This window comes from Streptomyces sp. NPDC057565 (genome assembly GCF_042801455.1).
Classification (GTDB): Bacteria; Actinomycetota; Actinomycetes; order Streptomycetales; family Streptomycetaceae; genus Streptomyces; species Streptomyces yanii.
Window position 1 is genome coordinate 31576 of sequence record NZ_JBHVFU010000034.1, and the last position, 15420, is coordinate 46995.

11 protein-coding genes are annotated in these 15420 nt (G+C 69.9%); 3 read left to right on the forward strand and 8 right to left on the reverse strand.

The genetic code is table 11. The annotated features are described in order from the left end of the window. The first annotated feature begins 184 nt into the window (after positions 1-184). On the forward strand, positions 185-3961 hold the full coding sequence (locus tag ACFU8W_RS35730) for a S8 family serine peptidase (protein ID WP_384046489.1): 3777 nt from the start codon (positions 185-187) through the stop codon (positions 3959-3961). Here ACFU8W_RS35730 and ACFU8W_RS35735 read toward each other — a convergent pair. From ACFU8W_RS35735 to ACFU8W_RS35760, 6 genes are all read right to left on the reverse strand, one after another. Next, positions 3936-5690 carry an AAA family ATPase gene (locus tag ACFU8W_RS35735; RefSeq protein ID WP_384046492.1) on the reverse strand — a complete coding sequence of 585 codons (1755 nt, stop codon included), beginning with the start codon at positions 5688-5690 and terminating at the stop codon, positions 3936-3938. The genes ACFU8W_RS35730 and ACFU8W_RS35735 overlap by 26 nt on opposite strands. Positions 5691-5983: 293 nt before the next feature. Continuing rightward, complete coding sequence (locus ACFU8W_RS35740) at positions 5984-6667, reverse strand: nicotinamide riboside transporter PnuC (RefSeq protein WP_384046495.1); 684 nt, start codon at positions 6665-6667, stop codon at positions 5984-5986. A 120-nt stretch (positions 6668-6787) separates the two neighbouring features. Beyond that, positions 6788-7246: a riboflavin kinase gene (locus ACFU8W_RS35745; protein ID WP_384046498.1), complete on the reverse strand. Its 459-nt coding sequence runs from the start codon at positions 7244-7246 to the stop codon at positions 6788-6790. Continuing rightward, a complete protein-coding gene (locus ACFU8W_RS35750) occupies positions 7239-7763 on the reverse strand; it encodes a flavin reductase family protein (RefSeq protein ID WP_384046500.1) in 525 nt (174 codons plus the stop codon). Before ACFU8W_RS35750 ends, ACFU8W_RS35745 begins: the two co-directional genes overlap by 8 nt. A 34-nt stretch (positions 7764-7797) precedes the next feature. After that, a complete protein-coding gene (locus tag ACFU8W_RS35755) occupies positions 7798-9144 on the reverse strand; it encodes an NtaA/DmoA family FMN-dependent monooxygenase (RefSeq protein WP_384046503.1) in 1347 nt (448 codons plus the stop codon). Positions 9145-9176: 32 nt separating this feature from the next. After that, the gene (locus tag ACFU8W_RS35760; protein WP_384046506.1) at positions 9177-9515 is read right to left on the reverse strand and encodes a PfkB family carbohydrate kinase; all 339 of its coding nucleotides are present in this window, start codon (positions 9513-9515) and stop codon (positions 9177-9179) included. 291 nt (positions 9516-9806) lie between these two features. On the opposite strand from ACFU8W_RS35760, the gene ACFU8W_RS35765 reads away from it, so the two are divergent. Further along, entirely contained in the window at positions 9807-10793 is a 987-nt protein-coding gene (locus tag ACFU8W_RS35765; RefSeq protein ID WP_384046509.1) for a LacI family DNA-binding transcriptional regulator, read from the forward strand. Between the two features lie 752 nt (positions 10794-11545). Then, complete coding sequence (locus tag ACFU8W_RS35770; RefSeq protein ID WP_384046512.1) at positions 11546-12619, forward strand: TauD/TfdA family dioxygenase; 1074 nt, start codon at positions 11546-11548, stop codon at positions 12617-12619. A 413-nt stretch (positions 12620-13032) separates the two neighbouring features. Here the strand turns inward: ACFU8W_RS35770 and ACFU8W_RS35775 are convergent, their stop codons facing one another. After that, positions 13033-14196 (reverse strand): hypothetical protein, encoded by a 1164-nt coding sequence (locus ACFU8W_RS35775; protein ID WP_384046515.1) that lies wholly within the window; start codon positions 14194-14196, stop codon positions 13033-13035. Continuing rightward, complete coding sequence (locus ACFU8W_RS35780) at positions 14193-15404, reverse strand: Dabb family protein (protein ID WP_384046518.1); 1212 nt, start codon at positions 15402-15404, stop codon at positions 14193-14195. The genes ACFU8W_RS35775 and ACFU8W_RS35780 overlap by 4 nt, the downstream gene beginning before the upstream one ends. Positions 15405-15420: the final 16 nt, after the last annotated feature.

A 15420-nucleotide genomic window follows, 5' to 3' on the forward strand; every position in this document is an offset into this window, starting at 1 on the left:
ACGAATGCGCCGTCACCTGCTCTTCTTCACGCACCGTCACCGCGCTAACGTCCCGGAACGGACCGTTCAGCGTCATTCCGCGAGGGCTCAACTCAACGCCCTGACACGGGAGTTCACGGTCCTCCGCCCCAATCCAGGAGGAGAACAAGTGCAGCACTCTGCTCGAGGCAGAACGTCCAGACGCGTGCTGGCCACCGCCGCCGTCGTCGCCGTCACCGCCTCGCTCCCCGCCCTGACCGGGCTCGCCGGAGCACAGGCGGCCCCTCCCGCCACTGGCATCGTCCAACCCCAGCAGAAGAAGGGGACGTCCGCCGACATCACCCTCGTCACCGGGGACACCGTCACCCTCACCACCGCGCCCGACGGTCGGCAGGCCGTCGACGCGCACGCCGCGCCGGGCACCGGCAAGACCTTCCAGACCGTCACCGGGCCCGACGGGGACCTGTACGTCTTCCCGTCCGACGCGATTGACGGGATCGCCTCCCGGGCTCTGGACAAGCGTCTCTTCAACATCACGCAACTCGTGAAGGACGGCTACACCGACGCGAAGAGTGACACCCTGCCCGTCATCCTCTCCTACCCCGACCGGCCGACAGCCGCGGCACTGAAGAAGCGAGCCGACCAACTCCCGTATTCCGAACGGGACATGGTTGCCGACCAGGTCGACATGACGGGTGTCCGAGTAGAGAAGGACGGTGCCGGAGCCTTCTGGAGGGCGGTCAAGCCCGTCTCGAAGAAACCCCGCAAGGGCAAGGCCGTAACCACGCCCGGGAGCAGCGGCGTCGCCAGGGTCTGGTACGACGGCAAGGCGAAGGCGTCCCTCGACGTGAGCGTGCCGCAGATCGGCGCACCCGAGGCGTGGGCCAAGGGCTATGACGGCAAGGGCACCAAGGTCGCCGTCCTCGACACGGGGGTCGACCCGACGAACGCCGATGTCAAGGACCGCATCGTCGCCAGCCAGAGCTTCATACCCGGCCAGTCCGTCACCGACGGCCATGGCCACGGCACGCACGTGGCCTCCACCATCGCCGGATCGGGTGCCAACTCCGACGGGAAGTACAAGGGCGTCGCCCCCGGCGCCGACTTGATCGTCGGCAAGGTCCTGGACAACAGCGGCTCCGGCAACGACTCGCAGATCATCGCCGGCATGCAGTGGGCCGTCGACCAGGGTGCCGATGTCGTCAGCATGAGCCTGGGCGGACCGGCCACCGCGGGTGGCGACGCCATGACCGAAGCCGTCGATCAACTGAGCGCCGAAGGCGCCCTGTTCGTGATCGCGGCGGGCAACTCGGGTCCCGCCGCCCAGACCGTGGGCAGCCCCGGCACTGCCGACTCCGCCCTCACCGTCGGGGCCGTGGACCGCTCCGACGCACTCGCCAACTTCTCCAGCCGAGGGCCGCGCATCGGCGACTACGCCATCAAGCCGGAGATCACCGCTCCCGGCGTCAACATCGTCGCGGCCCGTGCGGCCGGCACCACCCTCGGCACCCCGGTCGGCGACCACTACACGACACTCAGCGGCACCTCGATGGCGACCCCGCACGTCGCCGGCGCCGCGGCCCTCCTCGCGCAGCGCCATCCCGACTGGTCGGGGCAGCGGATCAAGGAGGCCCTCACCGCACACGCCAAGCCCAACGCCACCAATACCGTGTACGAGCAGGGCAACGGACGCGTCGACGTCCCAGCCGCGCTGGACCCGACCCTGGAGCTGTCCGGCAGCGCCGACTTCGGCCTGGTGGAGCACCAGGACACCCCTCACGAGAAGCAGACCCGCACCCTGAAGCTGACGAACCCGACCGCCACGGACCGCGAGGTGACGCTTTCCGCCGAGGCCACCGGGTCCCTGCCGCAAGGGGCGTTGACCCTGCCCGGCAGCAAGGTCGGCGTGCCCGCGGGCAGCACTGTCGAGGTGCCGGTCACCCTCGACCCGAACGGCGTGACGGCGGGTCGCTACACGGGCCGCGTCGTCGCCACGGCCGCGGACGGCGCAAGCGCCCACACCGTCTTCGGATTCAGCATGGAGCCCAAGCGCTACGACCTGACACTCGACGCGAAGGGCCGCGACGGAGCCGCTCCGCGCCGTGTCGACATCCTGGTCATGGGTCTGGACAACAACACCTTCCAGTCCCTGCACCTCTACGGCGGACACCAGCAGGTCGCCCTGCCCGCGGGCCACTACACGCTCACCGGTGTCGTCATCTCCGGCGGCGGGGAACACGCCTCGACGGACGGAGCAGCGGATCTGTTCAACGTCGGAGACATCGACCTCGACGGCAAGGACACGACGGCCACAATCGACGCGGCCCGGGCGAAGGACTTCGACATCCGGGTCTCCAAGGCGCAAGGCGCTTTGGAAGCCTCTGACTTCTCGCACCAGGTCACCCGCACCGCAGCGGACGGCCGCCGGTCGACGGTCGGCTACGCGGGCCTTCAGAACTGGTCGGACCAGCACGTCGGCGCCATCCCGTGGAGCAAGCCGGACACGGGTGACATCCGCGCCTCGTTCTACGCCTCGAAGCGCGAACCCCTCGTCAGGGCGACCGTCACCCGGCCCGACACCTTCTCCCTGACAGCCAAGACATCCAGCTACCTCAAGCGGTTCGACGGCACCAGGACGTACGACGTCGCCGACGTCGGCGCAGGGACCGCCGACGAGCTGGCCGGCAAGTCCCTGACGGGCAAGGCGGCCCTGCTCCACACCGACACCATGACCGGAGTCGGCGCCCGGATCCGCGCCGTCGCCTCCGCAGGCGCCTCCGCGGTCGTCGTCGCACCCGCCGACGACTCGGCGCAGGGCTTCGTCGTCACCGGAGTGAACGTCCCCTACTTCGCCATCGGTCACGCCGACGGCCTCAAACTCACCGCGGCGGTCTCCGAGGGACGGACGACCGTCGCCCTCGACGGAGTCGAGGAGTCCCGCTACACGTACGGCGGACAATGGGACTACCACGGAGCCCTTCCGGACGACCTCACCGTCACCCCGGGCCCCGGCGACTTCGCGAAGATCAAGAACACCTTCCACACCGACGGCGTCGACCGTGTCGGTTACCAGACGATGAACGCCTGGGGCGCGTACCCGATGACGTCCGTCCGCTCGTCACAGTTCGTCCAGCAGGGACACCGACGCGACGAGTACGTGCGGGCCGCCTCCACCCTCACCTACAGCCAGGCGGTCGCAGCCCGCACCGACTACCCGGCATCCATGTACGAGAGCACGCACAGTTACCGGCCCGGCCAGGTCACCGACGAGCACTGGTTCGGCCCCGTCATGCACCCCGCCAACCACACCGACTACGCCTGCAACTTCTGCCGTTCCGACGTCGGCACGGTCTTCGGGCCGCAGCTCGGCGGTGACGGCGACTCGGACCACTACCTGAAGAGCAACCGCGCGCGGACGTGGACGTTCTACCGCGACGGCGAGAAGATCACCGACACCGGAGCGCTGATGGTGCCGCAGAAGGCCGACTACCGGTTCGTCGAGGACAGCGGGCGCAGCAAGGACTACGAGGGGGTCAGGCTCGGCACCAAGTCCCGCACCGAGTACAGCTTCACCTCGGCCGCGCCCACCGGCATGGACGTCGACGACTGCAAGGTCACCATGCCCAAGGCCACCACGTGCGCGGCTCTGCCCGTCGTCCTCCTCGACTACGGCATGACGGCGGACGTCCGCAACGAGGTGGCGGCCGGCGGCAAGCAGACCCTCACGGTCGACGCCTCCCGGTCCAAGGGCTACAAGGGGTCGGCCGATATGGCAGGGGCCAAGGTCTCCGTCAGTTACGACGATGGCGCCACCTGGCAGTCGGCCGACGTCGACCGCACCGACGGCCATTCCTTCCGGGCCGCATATCGCGCCCCGAAGCTCTCGGAAACGAACGGCTTCGTGACGCTCAAGGCCGAGGTCTGGGACGCGGCGGGCAACCGCACGGTCCAGACGATCACCCGGGCCTACGCACTGAAGTAGCCCGGAGCCGAGCAGGTCGGCTGCCGTCCGCGTCGGTGCGGGCGGCAGCTGCTCCTGCGACCTCCGCCGGGCGGTACTGCATGTGCGCCGCAAAGCCGGTGTCGCGACGGACCGGGGCGACAGCTCGCCGCACCACCTCCGAGGCGACTCGGTACGGTCGTCCGCGTCCCCCTCGCACCCAGCCGAGCCGGAGCGCCTCATCCACGCCGCGCAACGTTCCCGGAGCGCGGCCAGGGGACTGCCGTGCGATCAGTTCCACGGCACGCCGCACATCCGGCGACTCCCGGCCCAGCCTGCGCCGCACCATTTCCCCGTCGCCGGTCATGGCGGACAGCGCCCAAAGCGGATTCCCGCCGGAGCGACGGAACACCTCCGCAGCGGAGGGGCCGTCCCCCACGCCGGTGAACCGGGCACAGTCACGTTCGCCGAGCGGAGGCACACGCAGGCACCGCGCCGTCCCATGCGGGAACAACGGCCTGCGGCCGCGATGCGCCACCACGATTCCGCCCGATGCCCCTCGGTCCCTCGCGAGCCTGACCAGCAAACGATGCCCGGCCGGAGGAAGGCGCTCCGTGTCGTCGATGAGCCAGACGACCGGCCCCTTGCGGGCCAGGTCCCGGGCCAGCGCCATCACCTGCGTTTCGACCTGAGAGGCCGCGCGATCCGGACGGCCGCCGAGGCCGGGCAGGAGCGCGGCAATGCCGGGATGGTCCCGGGCGAGCGTCGCCCGGCCGGTGGCGTCGAGTCGCGCCGCGTGCCCGTCGACGCAGGCCAGGACCGCGCCGTACGGGCCGTGAGCGGCCGGCACACGCTCCGACGACCGAAGCACCACGGCCTCGTGATCCATCAGCCGGTCACCCAGGGCATTCAGGAGGCGGGTCAGACCGATCCCGGGATCACCGGTCAACTCGACCACCGAGGTGGCGGGCGTGCGCAACAGCGTGCACACCGTACCGAGCAGCGCTTCACGACCGACGAACTCACGTGGCGGGTCCGCACGGTGCTGAGGGGCCGGGGTTTTCGCGACGGCACGCCCGAACAGCTCCCGAAGGTGCGCGTCGGGCTCCAGGCCGTAGGTTTCAGCGAGTTCCCGCCGATGCGTGTGGAAGCACTCCGTCGCCTCCGTGTGCCGGCCCGAGGCCAGCAGCTCCGCCATGAGAGCCCGACAGACATCGACCGCGAGCGGATCCACGGCGAGCATGTCACGCAGCAGCCCGACCGCCTCGGGCCCGCTCCCGGCCAGGGCGACCGCAGCTCGCCGCCGCGCGGCCTGGTGTACACGGCGCGGACCGCGCAGGAACGCCTCGTTCTCACCGGGCAGCAACCCGTGCGTCAGCATCCGTGCCGTCCGCTCCGGCAGGGCCGCCGCGAGGGCCTCCGCGTAGTCGACCCGGACCGAGCACGGATCGAGCGCCAGCATCCCGCCGGGCTGCGAGTGGAGGTACGAGGACGGTGCACGCGCAGCCAGTTCGGGTTCCAGGGTGCGGCGCACCGCATGCAGGGCGACCCGCAGGTTGCGGTCCGCAGCCTGCGGGAGTGCCTCGGGCCACAGCAGCGCCGCGAGCATCCGCCGGTCCATCCGCTGCCCGTCCGAGACAGCCAGCGCCTTCAGGAGACGCCGCGCCCCGGGCCGCCGCCAGTCCTGCTCGGCAACGGTCCGGCCGCCCCGCTCCACCCGGAAACCACCGAGCACTCGGACGACGACAGGGATAGTGGGGACAGGGGTCATCGTGATGCCTCCTCACGGCCCGCCGACGTCAGCGGACGGCGGACGGTACGAAGGCGGCATTACCCGTCCGTTACCAGCGCGAGGCTGTTCCGGCCGTCAATTCCCGTTCTCCGGTGGCCTGCAGGCCGGTCGCCTGACGCGGGGGGCCTGTTGAGTCGGCACGGAGCGCGATGCCCAGCCCAGGTGTGCCCGGGCTGGGCTCTCACGACGGTGACCATCGGTCAATCGGCGGCTCCAGAACCGCTCGCCGCTTCCGTGGCCGATCCGGGAGCGTACGTCCCCGTGGCCGATGGCTAGTTGTTCCGCCCCTCCAGCACAACGGCCGACTCAAGGGGCGAGGCGATCTCCTGGCCCTTGCTGCGGGAGGCCCAGTCGCGGATGCCGATGATGACCATGACGAAGAAGATCGCGTAGACGATCCCGGAGAAGTACAGCCCGGAGTGGAAGGCGAGGGGCACCCCGACGAGGTCGACGGCCAGCCAGACGAACCAGAACTCCACATACCGCCGGGCCTGGGTGTACATCGCCAGGATCGAGCCGACGAAGATCCAGGCGTCCGCGAGGACCATCCACCAGGGAGCGCCGGGGTAGAACGACGCGTCGGTCGTCTTGAGCAGGGCGCCGAACGCGAAGGTCCCGGCGGCCATGGCGGCGAGCAGTACGCTGCGCTCCCGCCAGGACGCCCACCGGACGTTGATCGTGCCCTCCTTCTCCTTGCTGCGGCGCCACGTCGCCCAGCCCCACGATGCCGACGCTATGATCACAACCTGTCGAGCGGCGTTACCTCCGAGATCGACGTTCAGGCTCGCGATCAACAGCAGAATCGAACCCAGGATCTGCACCGGCCAGGCAACCAGGAACCGTCGCAGCGCCAGCCAGACGGTTGCGAGCGCCAGGAGGTTGCCGAGGAAGTCGGACCAGTAGACGGGGAAGCCGAAGAAGTTGAACTGCTCGTTCAACCACTGGAATGCACTCATTACTCACACCTTTGTTCATTCGGAGCAAGGCTGGGAGTGGGCTGTCGGCCCGAACCGGGGCCGGTGGGTGGTCACGCAGGGAGGTCGGCGCCGCGCGCCGAGTCCGTGCGCAGGGGTGCCTCAGGAGGAGGCGGTCCTTCGGTATGTGGCGAGCGCATCGTCGAGGACGCGCCGCGCGTGGTCCGAGGCGAGGACTTCCTCGGACCGCAGGACATCCTGCCGGGCGGCGCGCACCAAGTCCTCGGGGGATGCGAACTTCACCGTGTCTCGGATCCGTGCCACGAACCACACTTCGACGCGCTCACCGTAGAACTGGTCCGAGGTGTCATGGCAGTACACCTCGACGTGCACATCCGTGGTGTCGCAGAAGGTCGGGTTCGATCCGATGCTGATCGTGCCGTGGTGGACGACGCCGGTCGAGTGGCGTACCACCCAGCCGCTGTAGATCGCGGGTGGCGGCACCGGCGAGCCCGGGTCGGCCGCGACGTTCGCGGTGGGGAACCCGAGCCCGCGGCCCCGACCGGCACCGTGCACCACCACGCCCGCGAGGTGCGCGGAGACCGTCAGGGGGTCACCCATGGGGAATGAGCTCGCGGAACTGGCTGGTGTGGAAGACGAGCGGCTCCACGCCGGTGAAGAGCTCGACCGTCAGCAACTCCATGAGCACGATCTCGTGATCGCCGCCGTCGTAGGTCGCGCTCACCCGGGCCGTCAGCCAGAGCGCGGCGTCCTCGATCATGACGGCGCCATCAGGCGTCGCCTGCCACGCAACGCCGTCGAAACGGTTGACCTCCCTGGAGGCCAGACGTCGGCACAGCGCGCCCTGGCCGTGGCTGAGCACGCTCAGCCCCAGGACGGGTGCCTCCGTGAGGCGCGGCCAGGTGGTCGAGGTGCGGGCCACGCTGACCGCGGCCATGGGCGGTTGGAGCGAGATCGAGACGAACGAGCTCGCCGCGAACCCAACCGGCTCGTTCCCGCGCAGCGCGCCGATCGCGATGACTCCGGTCGGGTAGGCCCCGAAGGCGCGTCGCAGCGCATCCGCGTCCAGCTCCGCCGGTGCGGACGCCCCGGACGGGTTGTGGGCAGACGTGGCCATGGTCTTCGACATCCTCTCGTCGCGGGTTCTGTGCTCAGTGCCGGTGGCGGGCCGCGGGGTGGCTGGCCGGCAGCGCGCGGTCGGACGCTCCGGTGAGTCGTTCGCGCAGGCTCTCGCCCTGCGCGTACTCTCCGCGGAAGACCCCACGCGCCCGCAGGATCGGCAGGACCGACTCGATGAAGTCCGTCGTCGAGCTCGGCTGGATCATGGGGGACAGCAAGAAACCGTCGAGGTCGGCGCCTTCCGCGAGGGCGCAGATTTCGTCGGCGATCTCCTCGGCCGTGCCGACGACCGGCCGCGCTCCGACGCCGTGCTTGTGCCAGTCGGTGAGGACGTCGCCGACCGTCTTGCCGGCGAAGCGGGCCACCTGGGTCTGGGACAGCTCGGTGGACAGATCCGTCATGGGCGTGTCGGGCGCGTAGGACGAGAGATCGAGCCCGGTGAACATGGCGTAGCTGGCGACGGACGCCTCGGGCCGCTGGGCGTCGAGGATCCGCTGGTAGCGCCGCTCCGCATCGGACGTCGTGGCACCGACGACACAGGAGAACGCCGACATGACCTTCACCTCGTCGGCTCGACGGCCCGCCTTGACCGCCTCCTCGCGGATGGAGGCGGTGTGCCCGGCAAGTTGCTCGACCGAGCCGCTGCCCACGAACATGCACTCGCCGTGCCGGCCCCCGACCCGGCGGCCGGCGGGCGACGCCCCCGCCTGGAACAGAACGGGCGTGCCCTGCGGGGAACGCGCGGTGTTGCCATACCCCTCCGAGCGGAAGAACGGGCCCTTGTGGGTGACGAGGTGCACCTTGGCGGGGTCGGCGAACCTCCCGTCCTTGTCCTTCTCCAGCGCGTCCGGCTCCCAGGCCCCCTCCCAGTACTTGTAGACGAGTTCGAGGAAGTCCTCGGCCATCCGGTAGCGGTCGTCGTGGGCCACCATCTCCATGCCGAACGCCTTGACCGCGGTGTCGGCCGTGCCGGTCGTCACGATGTTCCAGCCGATCCGGCCGCCGGAGAGCTGGTCGAGGGTGGCGATGCGGCGCGCGAAAGCGTACGGGGGCTCCACGAGGACGGAGCCCGTCATGACGAGGCCCAGGTCGGTGGTGGTGGACAGCAGCGCGGACGCCACGACCATCGGGTCGAGCCTCGGGAGGTCGAGGGTCTCCTCCGTGGCGATGGGCGGGCGCGTGCCGTTGATCTCGGACCAGCCCCAGGCGTCTGCGAGGAACAGGAAGTCCAGCTTGGCGTCCTCGCAGATCGCGGCAAGTTCGCGCCAGTACTCCAGGGTGTCGAAAAGGTGCCGCCGGCTGTCGGGGTGACGCCAGGTGGCCGTACCGCTCGCATTGGTCTGCGCGTTCTCGAACACGCCGATCTTGAGGTTCCTCATGGGTGGTTCTCCGTAGTGCTGGTGGGTGACCCTCAGGGATTCAGGAAAGCGGAAATGACCGCGGGTGGGTCGAGCTGGGCCGCGTACGGCATGGCGGTCTGGGCACCGACGCCGGTGGCATCGTGCGAGGCCGCGAGCACGGCGCGTTCGACCGCGGCAGGGAGGGCGGTGCCTCGTCCCTGGACGCTGAGGTCGGCGCCGGCGCCGGGGTCGACGACGATGGTGTTCTCGCCGGCGTCGTCGACGACCACCGTGGCGATTCCGGTCGCGGCCAGCCCGTTTGACCGCACGGCACCGACGTCGACGCCTTCGGACGCGAGCGCGTCGAGGACGGCGGACGCGTCCGCGCCGACCCGGGCGACGAGACGCACCCGTGATCCGAGGCGGGCGGCGGCGACGGCCTGGTTCGCGCCCTTGCCACCGCCCCCTCCACGAAGTGCCGCGCGAGCACGGTCTCGCCGGGGTGCGGCAGGTTCTTGACGGTCAGGACGACGTCGCGATTCACCGAACCAACAACGGTGATGAGCGACATGCGGACTCCTTGGGAGATCGATTTCCGATATGCTGGACCAGCTCACCCGCGCCGTCAAGTAGCCTCGTGCTGCCGGATTTTTCCCGCTGCTCCGGCGCAGCCGCTCGCCCCGACCGAGAGGGACACCCACGTGACAGCGCCCCGACTCATCGACGTGGCCGAGGCCGCCGGGGTCTCCCGCGCGACGGCATCACGGGTCCTCGCCGGCACGCCGCGCAACGTCGATCCCGAGCTCGCGCGCCGCGTCGAAGAGGCCGCGCACCGGCTCGGCTACCAGCCCAACCACTCCGCCCGGGCGCTGCGGACCGGCGCCACGGGGACCATCGGCGTGGTGGTCCCCACGCTCGCCAACCCCTACTTCGTCCAACTCGCCGATGCCATCGCGCAACAGGTGCGTGCCGCCGGTGGAACGCTCGTAATCTCCGACGCGGCGAACGACACCGCGGTCGAGGCCGAGCAGATCGACACCCTGCTCGCCGGCCGGGTGGACGGTCTGCTCGTCATCCCGGTGTCCGTCAACGAGTCCGGACCCGCTGTCCGCGATGCCTCCAGACGAGGTCCGGTGGTCCTCTTCGACCGGTGGGCCAAGGGATCCGGCACAGTCGCCGTCACGCTCGACAACGCGTCCGCGGTGCGGCTCCTCCTCGATCATCTGGAGGGCATGGGGAGGCGACGGATCGCGCTCGTCGCCGATCAGGCGTCCTCCTCGGGCGCCGAACGGCTGGCGGCCTTCGTCGAGGCTCAAGGGCCTGAAGCCACCACCATCCTCCTGCCCAGTTTCACCACGGACGCCGGACGGACGGCGGGGCGTCGCATCATCGAGCAGCGCGACCGGGTCGACGCGGTCGTCTGCGGAGCGGACGTCCTTGCCGTGGGGCTCGTGAGCACGCTGCACCGCTCGTCGGTCGCCGTACCCCGGCAGATTGCCGTCACCGGGTTCGATGACACCGAGATGATCAAGCTCCTCGACCCGCCCATCACGTCCATCCGCCACCCGCTGTCAGCCATGGCGCAGCGCGCACTGACGCTCCTTCAGGCGCCCAGCCGGGAGCGGACCGAGCGGGTCGAGCGGTTTCCTCCTGAGCTCATCGTCCGCGCCTCGACCGAAGAGGCCTGATGGGCCGACATATCGCCGGTGGGCGAAGCGAGTTGGTCACTCGGCGGCTACCGGCAGTTGGTTGACCCGACTGCGGGCCGGCGCTCGCCTTGCGGTTCGCTCACCCCACTGGCCAGAAGCCCGTCTTTTTCTGAGGGTTGCAAGCTGATGTGTCGTCACATATGTCCGTGACCGGTGGTCCGTTCACTTGGAATGGCGACTGCTCGGCGTCCTCGACGCCGCCCGGGCTCTTTCGCCCCGGCCGGATCGCCCCCTCCACCCGGCCACGGCCGTCTCGTCGCACTCGGCCACCTGCCGCGCGGGCATCTGCGGTCGGCCCGGCCCCATGTGCGCGCCGCCGTTCTGCCGCAGCGCCCGGCCGCCGAGCCGCGTACGGCGAGGATGCCACCGTTCACTCAACATGCCGCCTCGCAAGATGGCGTCTCGTATATTGACGAGCACTCGGGTCTCCCCTACCGTGAGGACACTTCTCGAAAGGACGGGACCAGCATGAGGCCAGTTGCTCTCATGGGCGCCTTGCTCGTGTCGTGCGCCGGCCGCCGGACCTTCGACCGACAGCTCAGCTACTCCCCGCCCCGGGAGGGGCTGCGCCCCGGAACGGCTGCCGGCGAGCCACAGACTCCGTTCTGAGTCTTCCGAGTTTCCTGAGTGCCGTTCGTCGCCGCGCGATGAGCAGCCACCGCACACCGGAATGTCGTCCGTCGTGTCTTCTCCGACGGGCCTGTCATCACATCTTCGAGGAGTGCATCAGCGTGACCTCCATTGTCGGCCGTGAGCCGATCTCCGGGCCGTCCGCCTGGCGCGGCGACGAGCTGTCCAAGTCCACGGAGTGGATCTACGTCCTCAGCGACGCCGAGCGCGCCGAGCTGGAAGACCTGGGCCGGCGCTTCGTCGCCGACGACCCGGACCTGCGCACCGTCACCGCCACCGATTACCCGTTCGACGCCTGTCGTGCCCTGAACGACGAGTGCGCCCGCCAGATGGACACCGGCCGGGGCTTCGTCCTGGTGCGTGGCCTGCGCACCAAGGAATACGGCGACGTCATGGCCGCCGCCATCTTCTTCGTCATGGGCCTGCACCTCGGTCGGCCGATCGGGCAGAACCAGCGCGGCGACCTGCTCGACCACGTGATCGCCACGTCGGACAAGACGTTGTCCGACGAGGGCGCCCTGCCCTCCCGTGTGCGGGACCGACTGCCGTTCCACTCGGACAGCTCCGACGTCGTCGCCCTCATGTGTCTGCGAGGTGCCAAGGAGGGCGGAGCCTCCAGCCTGGTCAGCGGCACCACGGTCTACAACGAGTTGCTGCTCCGCCGACCGGACCTCGCCCCGCGGCTCTTCGACTCCTATCACTGGGATTGGCGGCGCCAGGACCCCGACTCCCCGGAGTTGACATACACCTCGCCGATCATCAGCTACGTCGACGGCGTCTTCAGCACCTACGCGGGCAGCTCGATGGTCTTCAGCGCCCAGCAGTACCCAGACGTGCCGAAGCTGACGCCCGACCAGGTCGAGGCCATCAACCTCTTCGACGAGATCTCCCAGCACCACGGCCTGCCGATCGACATGGACTTCCAGCCCGGGGATGTGCAGTGGCTGCTCAACTACGCCGCACTGCACTCGCGTACCGGCTACGTCGACCACCCGCAGCCGGAACGCCGCCGGCACCTGCTGCGTCTGTGGCTCAAGCGTGATGTCGGCCGCCCGCTGACGCCCAGGTTCGGCAAGCACGTCGTGGAAATGGGTGAGCCCACCGGACCACCGCTGGCCGGTGGCCGATTCCGCATCGCCGACGCCGTCACCGTGAACGACGACTGGGGAGTGTGACGTCGTGCCCTCTCGGTGACGGTCGGTCATCCTCGTCGTCGGCAGGACGGACTGCCGGTCGGTCGGGCACTGAGGCAAAGTCCTCGAACAGCATGAACTCGGCCGTGACACCCACGCGCCGGAGCCGGCTCCGGCGCCCTTCGGGCACTCTCTCCGCGACGAGTGCCGAGGGTGGGAACGAGGTGCCGCCGGGCAGCGGAGAGATCGCCCGGTTGGCGGGTCTTCCCCTTCGGACAGGCCCACACCTCCCTGGGCGTCAGTGGCCGGCGCCGTTCCCGCGGGACCCTCCCGGCGTGCCCGTCGTCTCCGTGCGCCGGGTCCCGTCGACTTCCCGGTGTGGCGGGTGGCCCGCGCTGTCGACGAGCTGCCCGCACGGTTCGTCGGCAAGCGCCGCCCGCGCCAGAATCTCCGGGCTACGCCGGCAGTTCTGTCAACAGCCGTCGATAGATGCGCGCATAGGCAGTCAGCTGCTCCAGCGACAGTTCATCGCAACGCGGATCATCGGCGGCCGGCTTCGCCTGCGGGCCGAGGCGCACGGTCTCGACGCCGCAGGCGCGCAGCACGACGCCGTCGGTCGATCCCGTCCAGCCGGTGACGGTCGGCGGCGGCGAGCCGAACTCGTCGAGCCAGGCGGCCCAGGCTGCCGTCACCACCGGGGCGTCGGTCGGCGTGGCCGCAGCCGACGCCACCGGCTCGGCCTCCACATCGACCGCGCAGTTCCGCAGCACCGATCCCGCGCACCGCATCCGCAACCGGTCGGCCAGCTCGGCCGCCAGTGCCTTCGGCTCCACCTGGTCACCGGCTACGACGTACAGACCGATCCGCATCTGGGCCGGCAGGAGGTCCGGCTTGTCCGGCCAGCCGCTGTCGATCGCACCGATGCCACAGGCCCGGCCGGTCTGCCCGAGCCGCGGGTCGGCGGCCAGGTACGCCGTGCGCCAGCGGGCCAGCTCGTCCAGGATGACGCCGGCCGAGGCGACAATTCCCCCGGGCGGCGTGGCCGACTCCGCCGCCATCGCGGCCCCGGAGCGGCCGGTGACCCGGACGGTCAGGTAGAGCGCCCCGGGCTCGTGCCACAACAGCGTGGGAGGGCCGCACTTGGCCACGATCGCGGACCGCGGCAGCGGGTACGCGTCGACATATGCCTCCAGGCCGGTGATCCCGCCGGCGCGGCGGTGTGTCCCGGAGCCGGCGAGCAGCAGCCGTCCGGCACCCGCTTCGGCGAAGGCGACCAGCGCGGCGGCCACCGGCCCGCGGGCGACCCCGAGCCCGAAGCCGGTCACCACGTCGTCGGCCACGCCGAGCGGACCGACCGGCGTGGCGTCGCCGGTGATGAGCCGGATGCCCGCGCCGTCGTGGTTCAGCGACGTGTCGAGGTGGGAGTACAGCAGTGGGCCGGCCCCCTGTGTGGCGACCAGACTGCCGCCCTCGCGACCGTACTCCTGCACCTGCCACTCGATGTGCGGCCACCGGGCCGCGCAGCAACTGCGCAGCCGATGGGCCGCCGTCCGTTCCTGACCTCGTGGCGCGGGGGTCGTGTCGAGCAGCTGCAGGACGTCCAGCAACTGCTGTCTCAAAAGCGTCCCCAGTCGTCGGAGGCCGGACGCCACACGTCGATGTTGCGCGGGTCGGCCGGCATTCTGCGGGGCCGGTGAGTCTCGTGCTCCTCCGGTGTGAACACCCGGTGCCGGTCGCACAGCTCGTATCGCGGGCCGAAGCGGGTGTCGTGCATGTAGAACGCGATCGACGTCGATGCCGAGTGGTTGACGATGTCGGAGGCGATCGGGGCACCCTTGTACAGCGCGCGGGCACGCATCCGCATGACATGGTCGAGGCTCTTCATCGCGAAGCACAGGTGCGCGACGTAGTGCTCCGTGTTCTTCTGCACCGCGAGGCTGTGGTGGTAGCGGTCCTCGCAGCGGTAGAACGTGGTCGAGCCGACGACATGGTCCGAGGGCAGGAACTTCAGGACGTTCTGGTAGAAGTCCAGCGTCTCCTCGAACTTCGGGGTGGCGATGAAGGGGTGCACCAGGTCGAGCGGCCGGATCTCGATGTGGGGCGGCTCGGCGTACTCCTGGAACTCGGTGAACAGCTCGACGGTCAGGCCGTTGGGGTCCTTCACCGCGAAGCCGTTGTCGCACAACACCTTCTGCCGCTCCTGCAGTTCCAGGACCTCGAGGCCGGCGTCGAGAACGGCCTTGTGCAGTTGCTCCAGGACCTCCTCGCTCTCCACGCTGTAGCCGACGGCGGTCGTCCATCCGTCGGCGCGTTCGGGCGCGTGGATCAACTCGATCGCGTGGTGCTCGATGTCGGCGCGCAGGTAGGCGTGGTCGTCCGTGCGCTGCTCCAGTTGCAGACCGACGTGGTATTCGAGGAAGTCGATTGTGGCCTGCATGTCCGGAACCTCGATCCGGGCGTACTCCATGCCGTACGGGCCGTGCGGGCGGGTGCTCACCGACGGTCTCCTTCCTGCCGTGAGGGGCGCCCGCTCGGCGAACTCGAACGAGGTGATGGCCTGTTGGGCGATGACCGGCCGCCAGCGAGTGCGCACGAAGTGTTCGTGCGACTCGCTGCCGAGATAGGCGAGCAGGTCGTCCTGGCTGTCGAAGTCGACGGCCATGGTGTGGGTGAAGGTCTGGTCGCGGGTGCTGATGTTCTCGCCGAGGACGAAGCCGCGCATGGCGGGGTACCGGTCCGGGAAGGTGCGCAGTTCGCCCAGCACGGACTCTCGCGTCGTCCGGTCGGTCCCCTCGGCGAAACGGAAGGACAAGGTGTGTCTGATCATCGGGTCACCGTCCGTC

Excerpts from the sequence above, each read along its gene's own strand:
- ACFU8W_RS35780 (WP_384046518.1), bottom strand. The coding sequence starts at position 15,404 with ATGATCAGACACACCTTGTCCTTCCGTTTCGCCGAGGGGACCGACCGG.
- ACFU8W_RS35750 (WP_384046500.1), bottom strand. The coding sequence starts at position 7,763 with ATGGCCACGTCTGCCCACAACCCGTCCGGGGCGTCCGCACCGGCGGAG.
- ACFU8W_RS35755 (WP_384046503.1), bottom strand. The coding sequence starts at position 9,144 with ATGAGGAACCTCAAGATCGGCGTGTTCGAGAACGCGCAGACCAATGCG.
- ACFU8W_RS35735 (WP_384046492.1), bottom strand. The coding sequence starts at position 5,690 with ATGACCCCTGTCCCCACTATCCCTGTCGTCGTCCGAGTGCTCGGTGGT.
- ACFU8W_RS35740 (WP_384046495.1), bottom strand. The coding sequence starts at position 6,667 with ATGAGTGCATTCCAGTGGTTGAACGAGCAGTTCAACTTCTTCGGCTTC.
- ACFU8W_RS35745 (WP_384046498.1), bottom strand. The coding sequence starts at position 7,246 with ATGGGTGACCCCCTGACGGTCTCCGCGCACCTCGCGGGCGTGGTGGTG.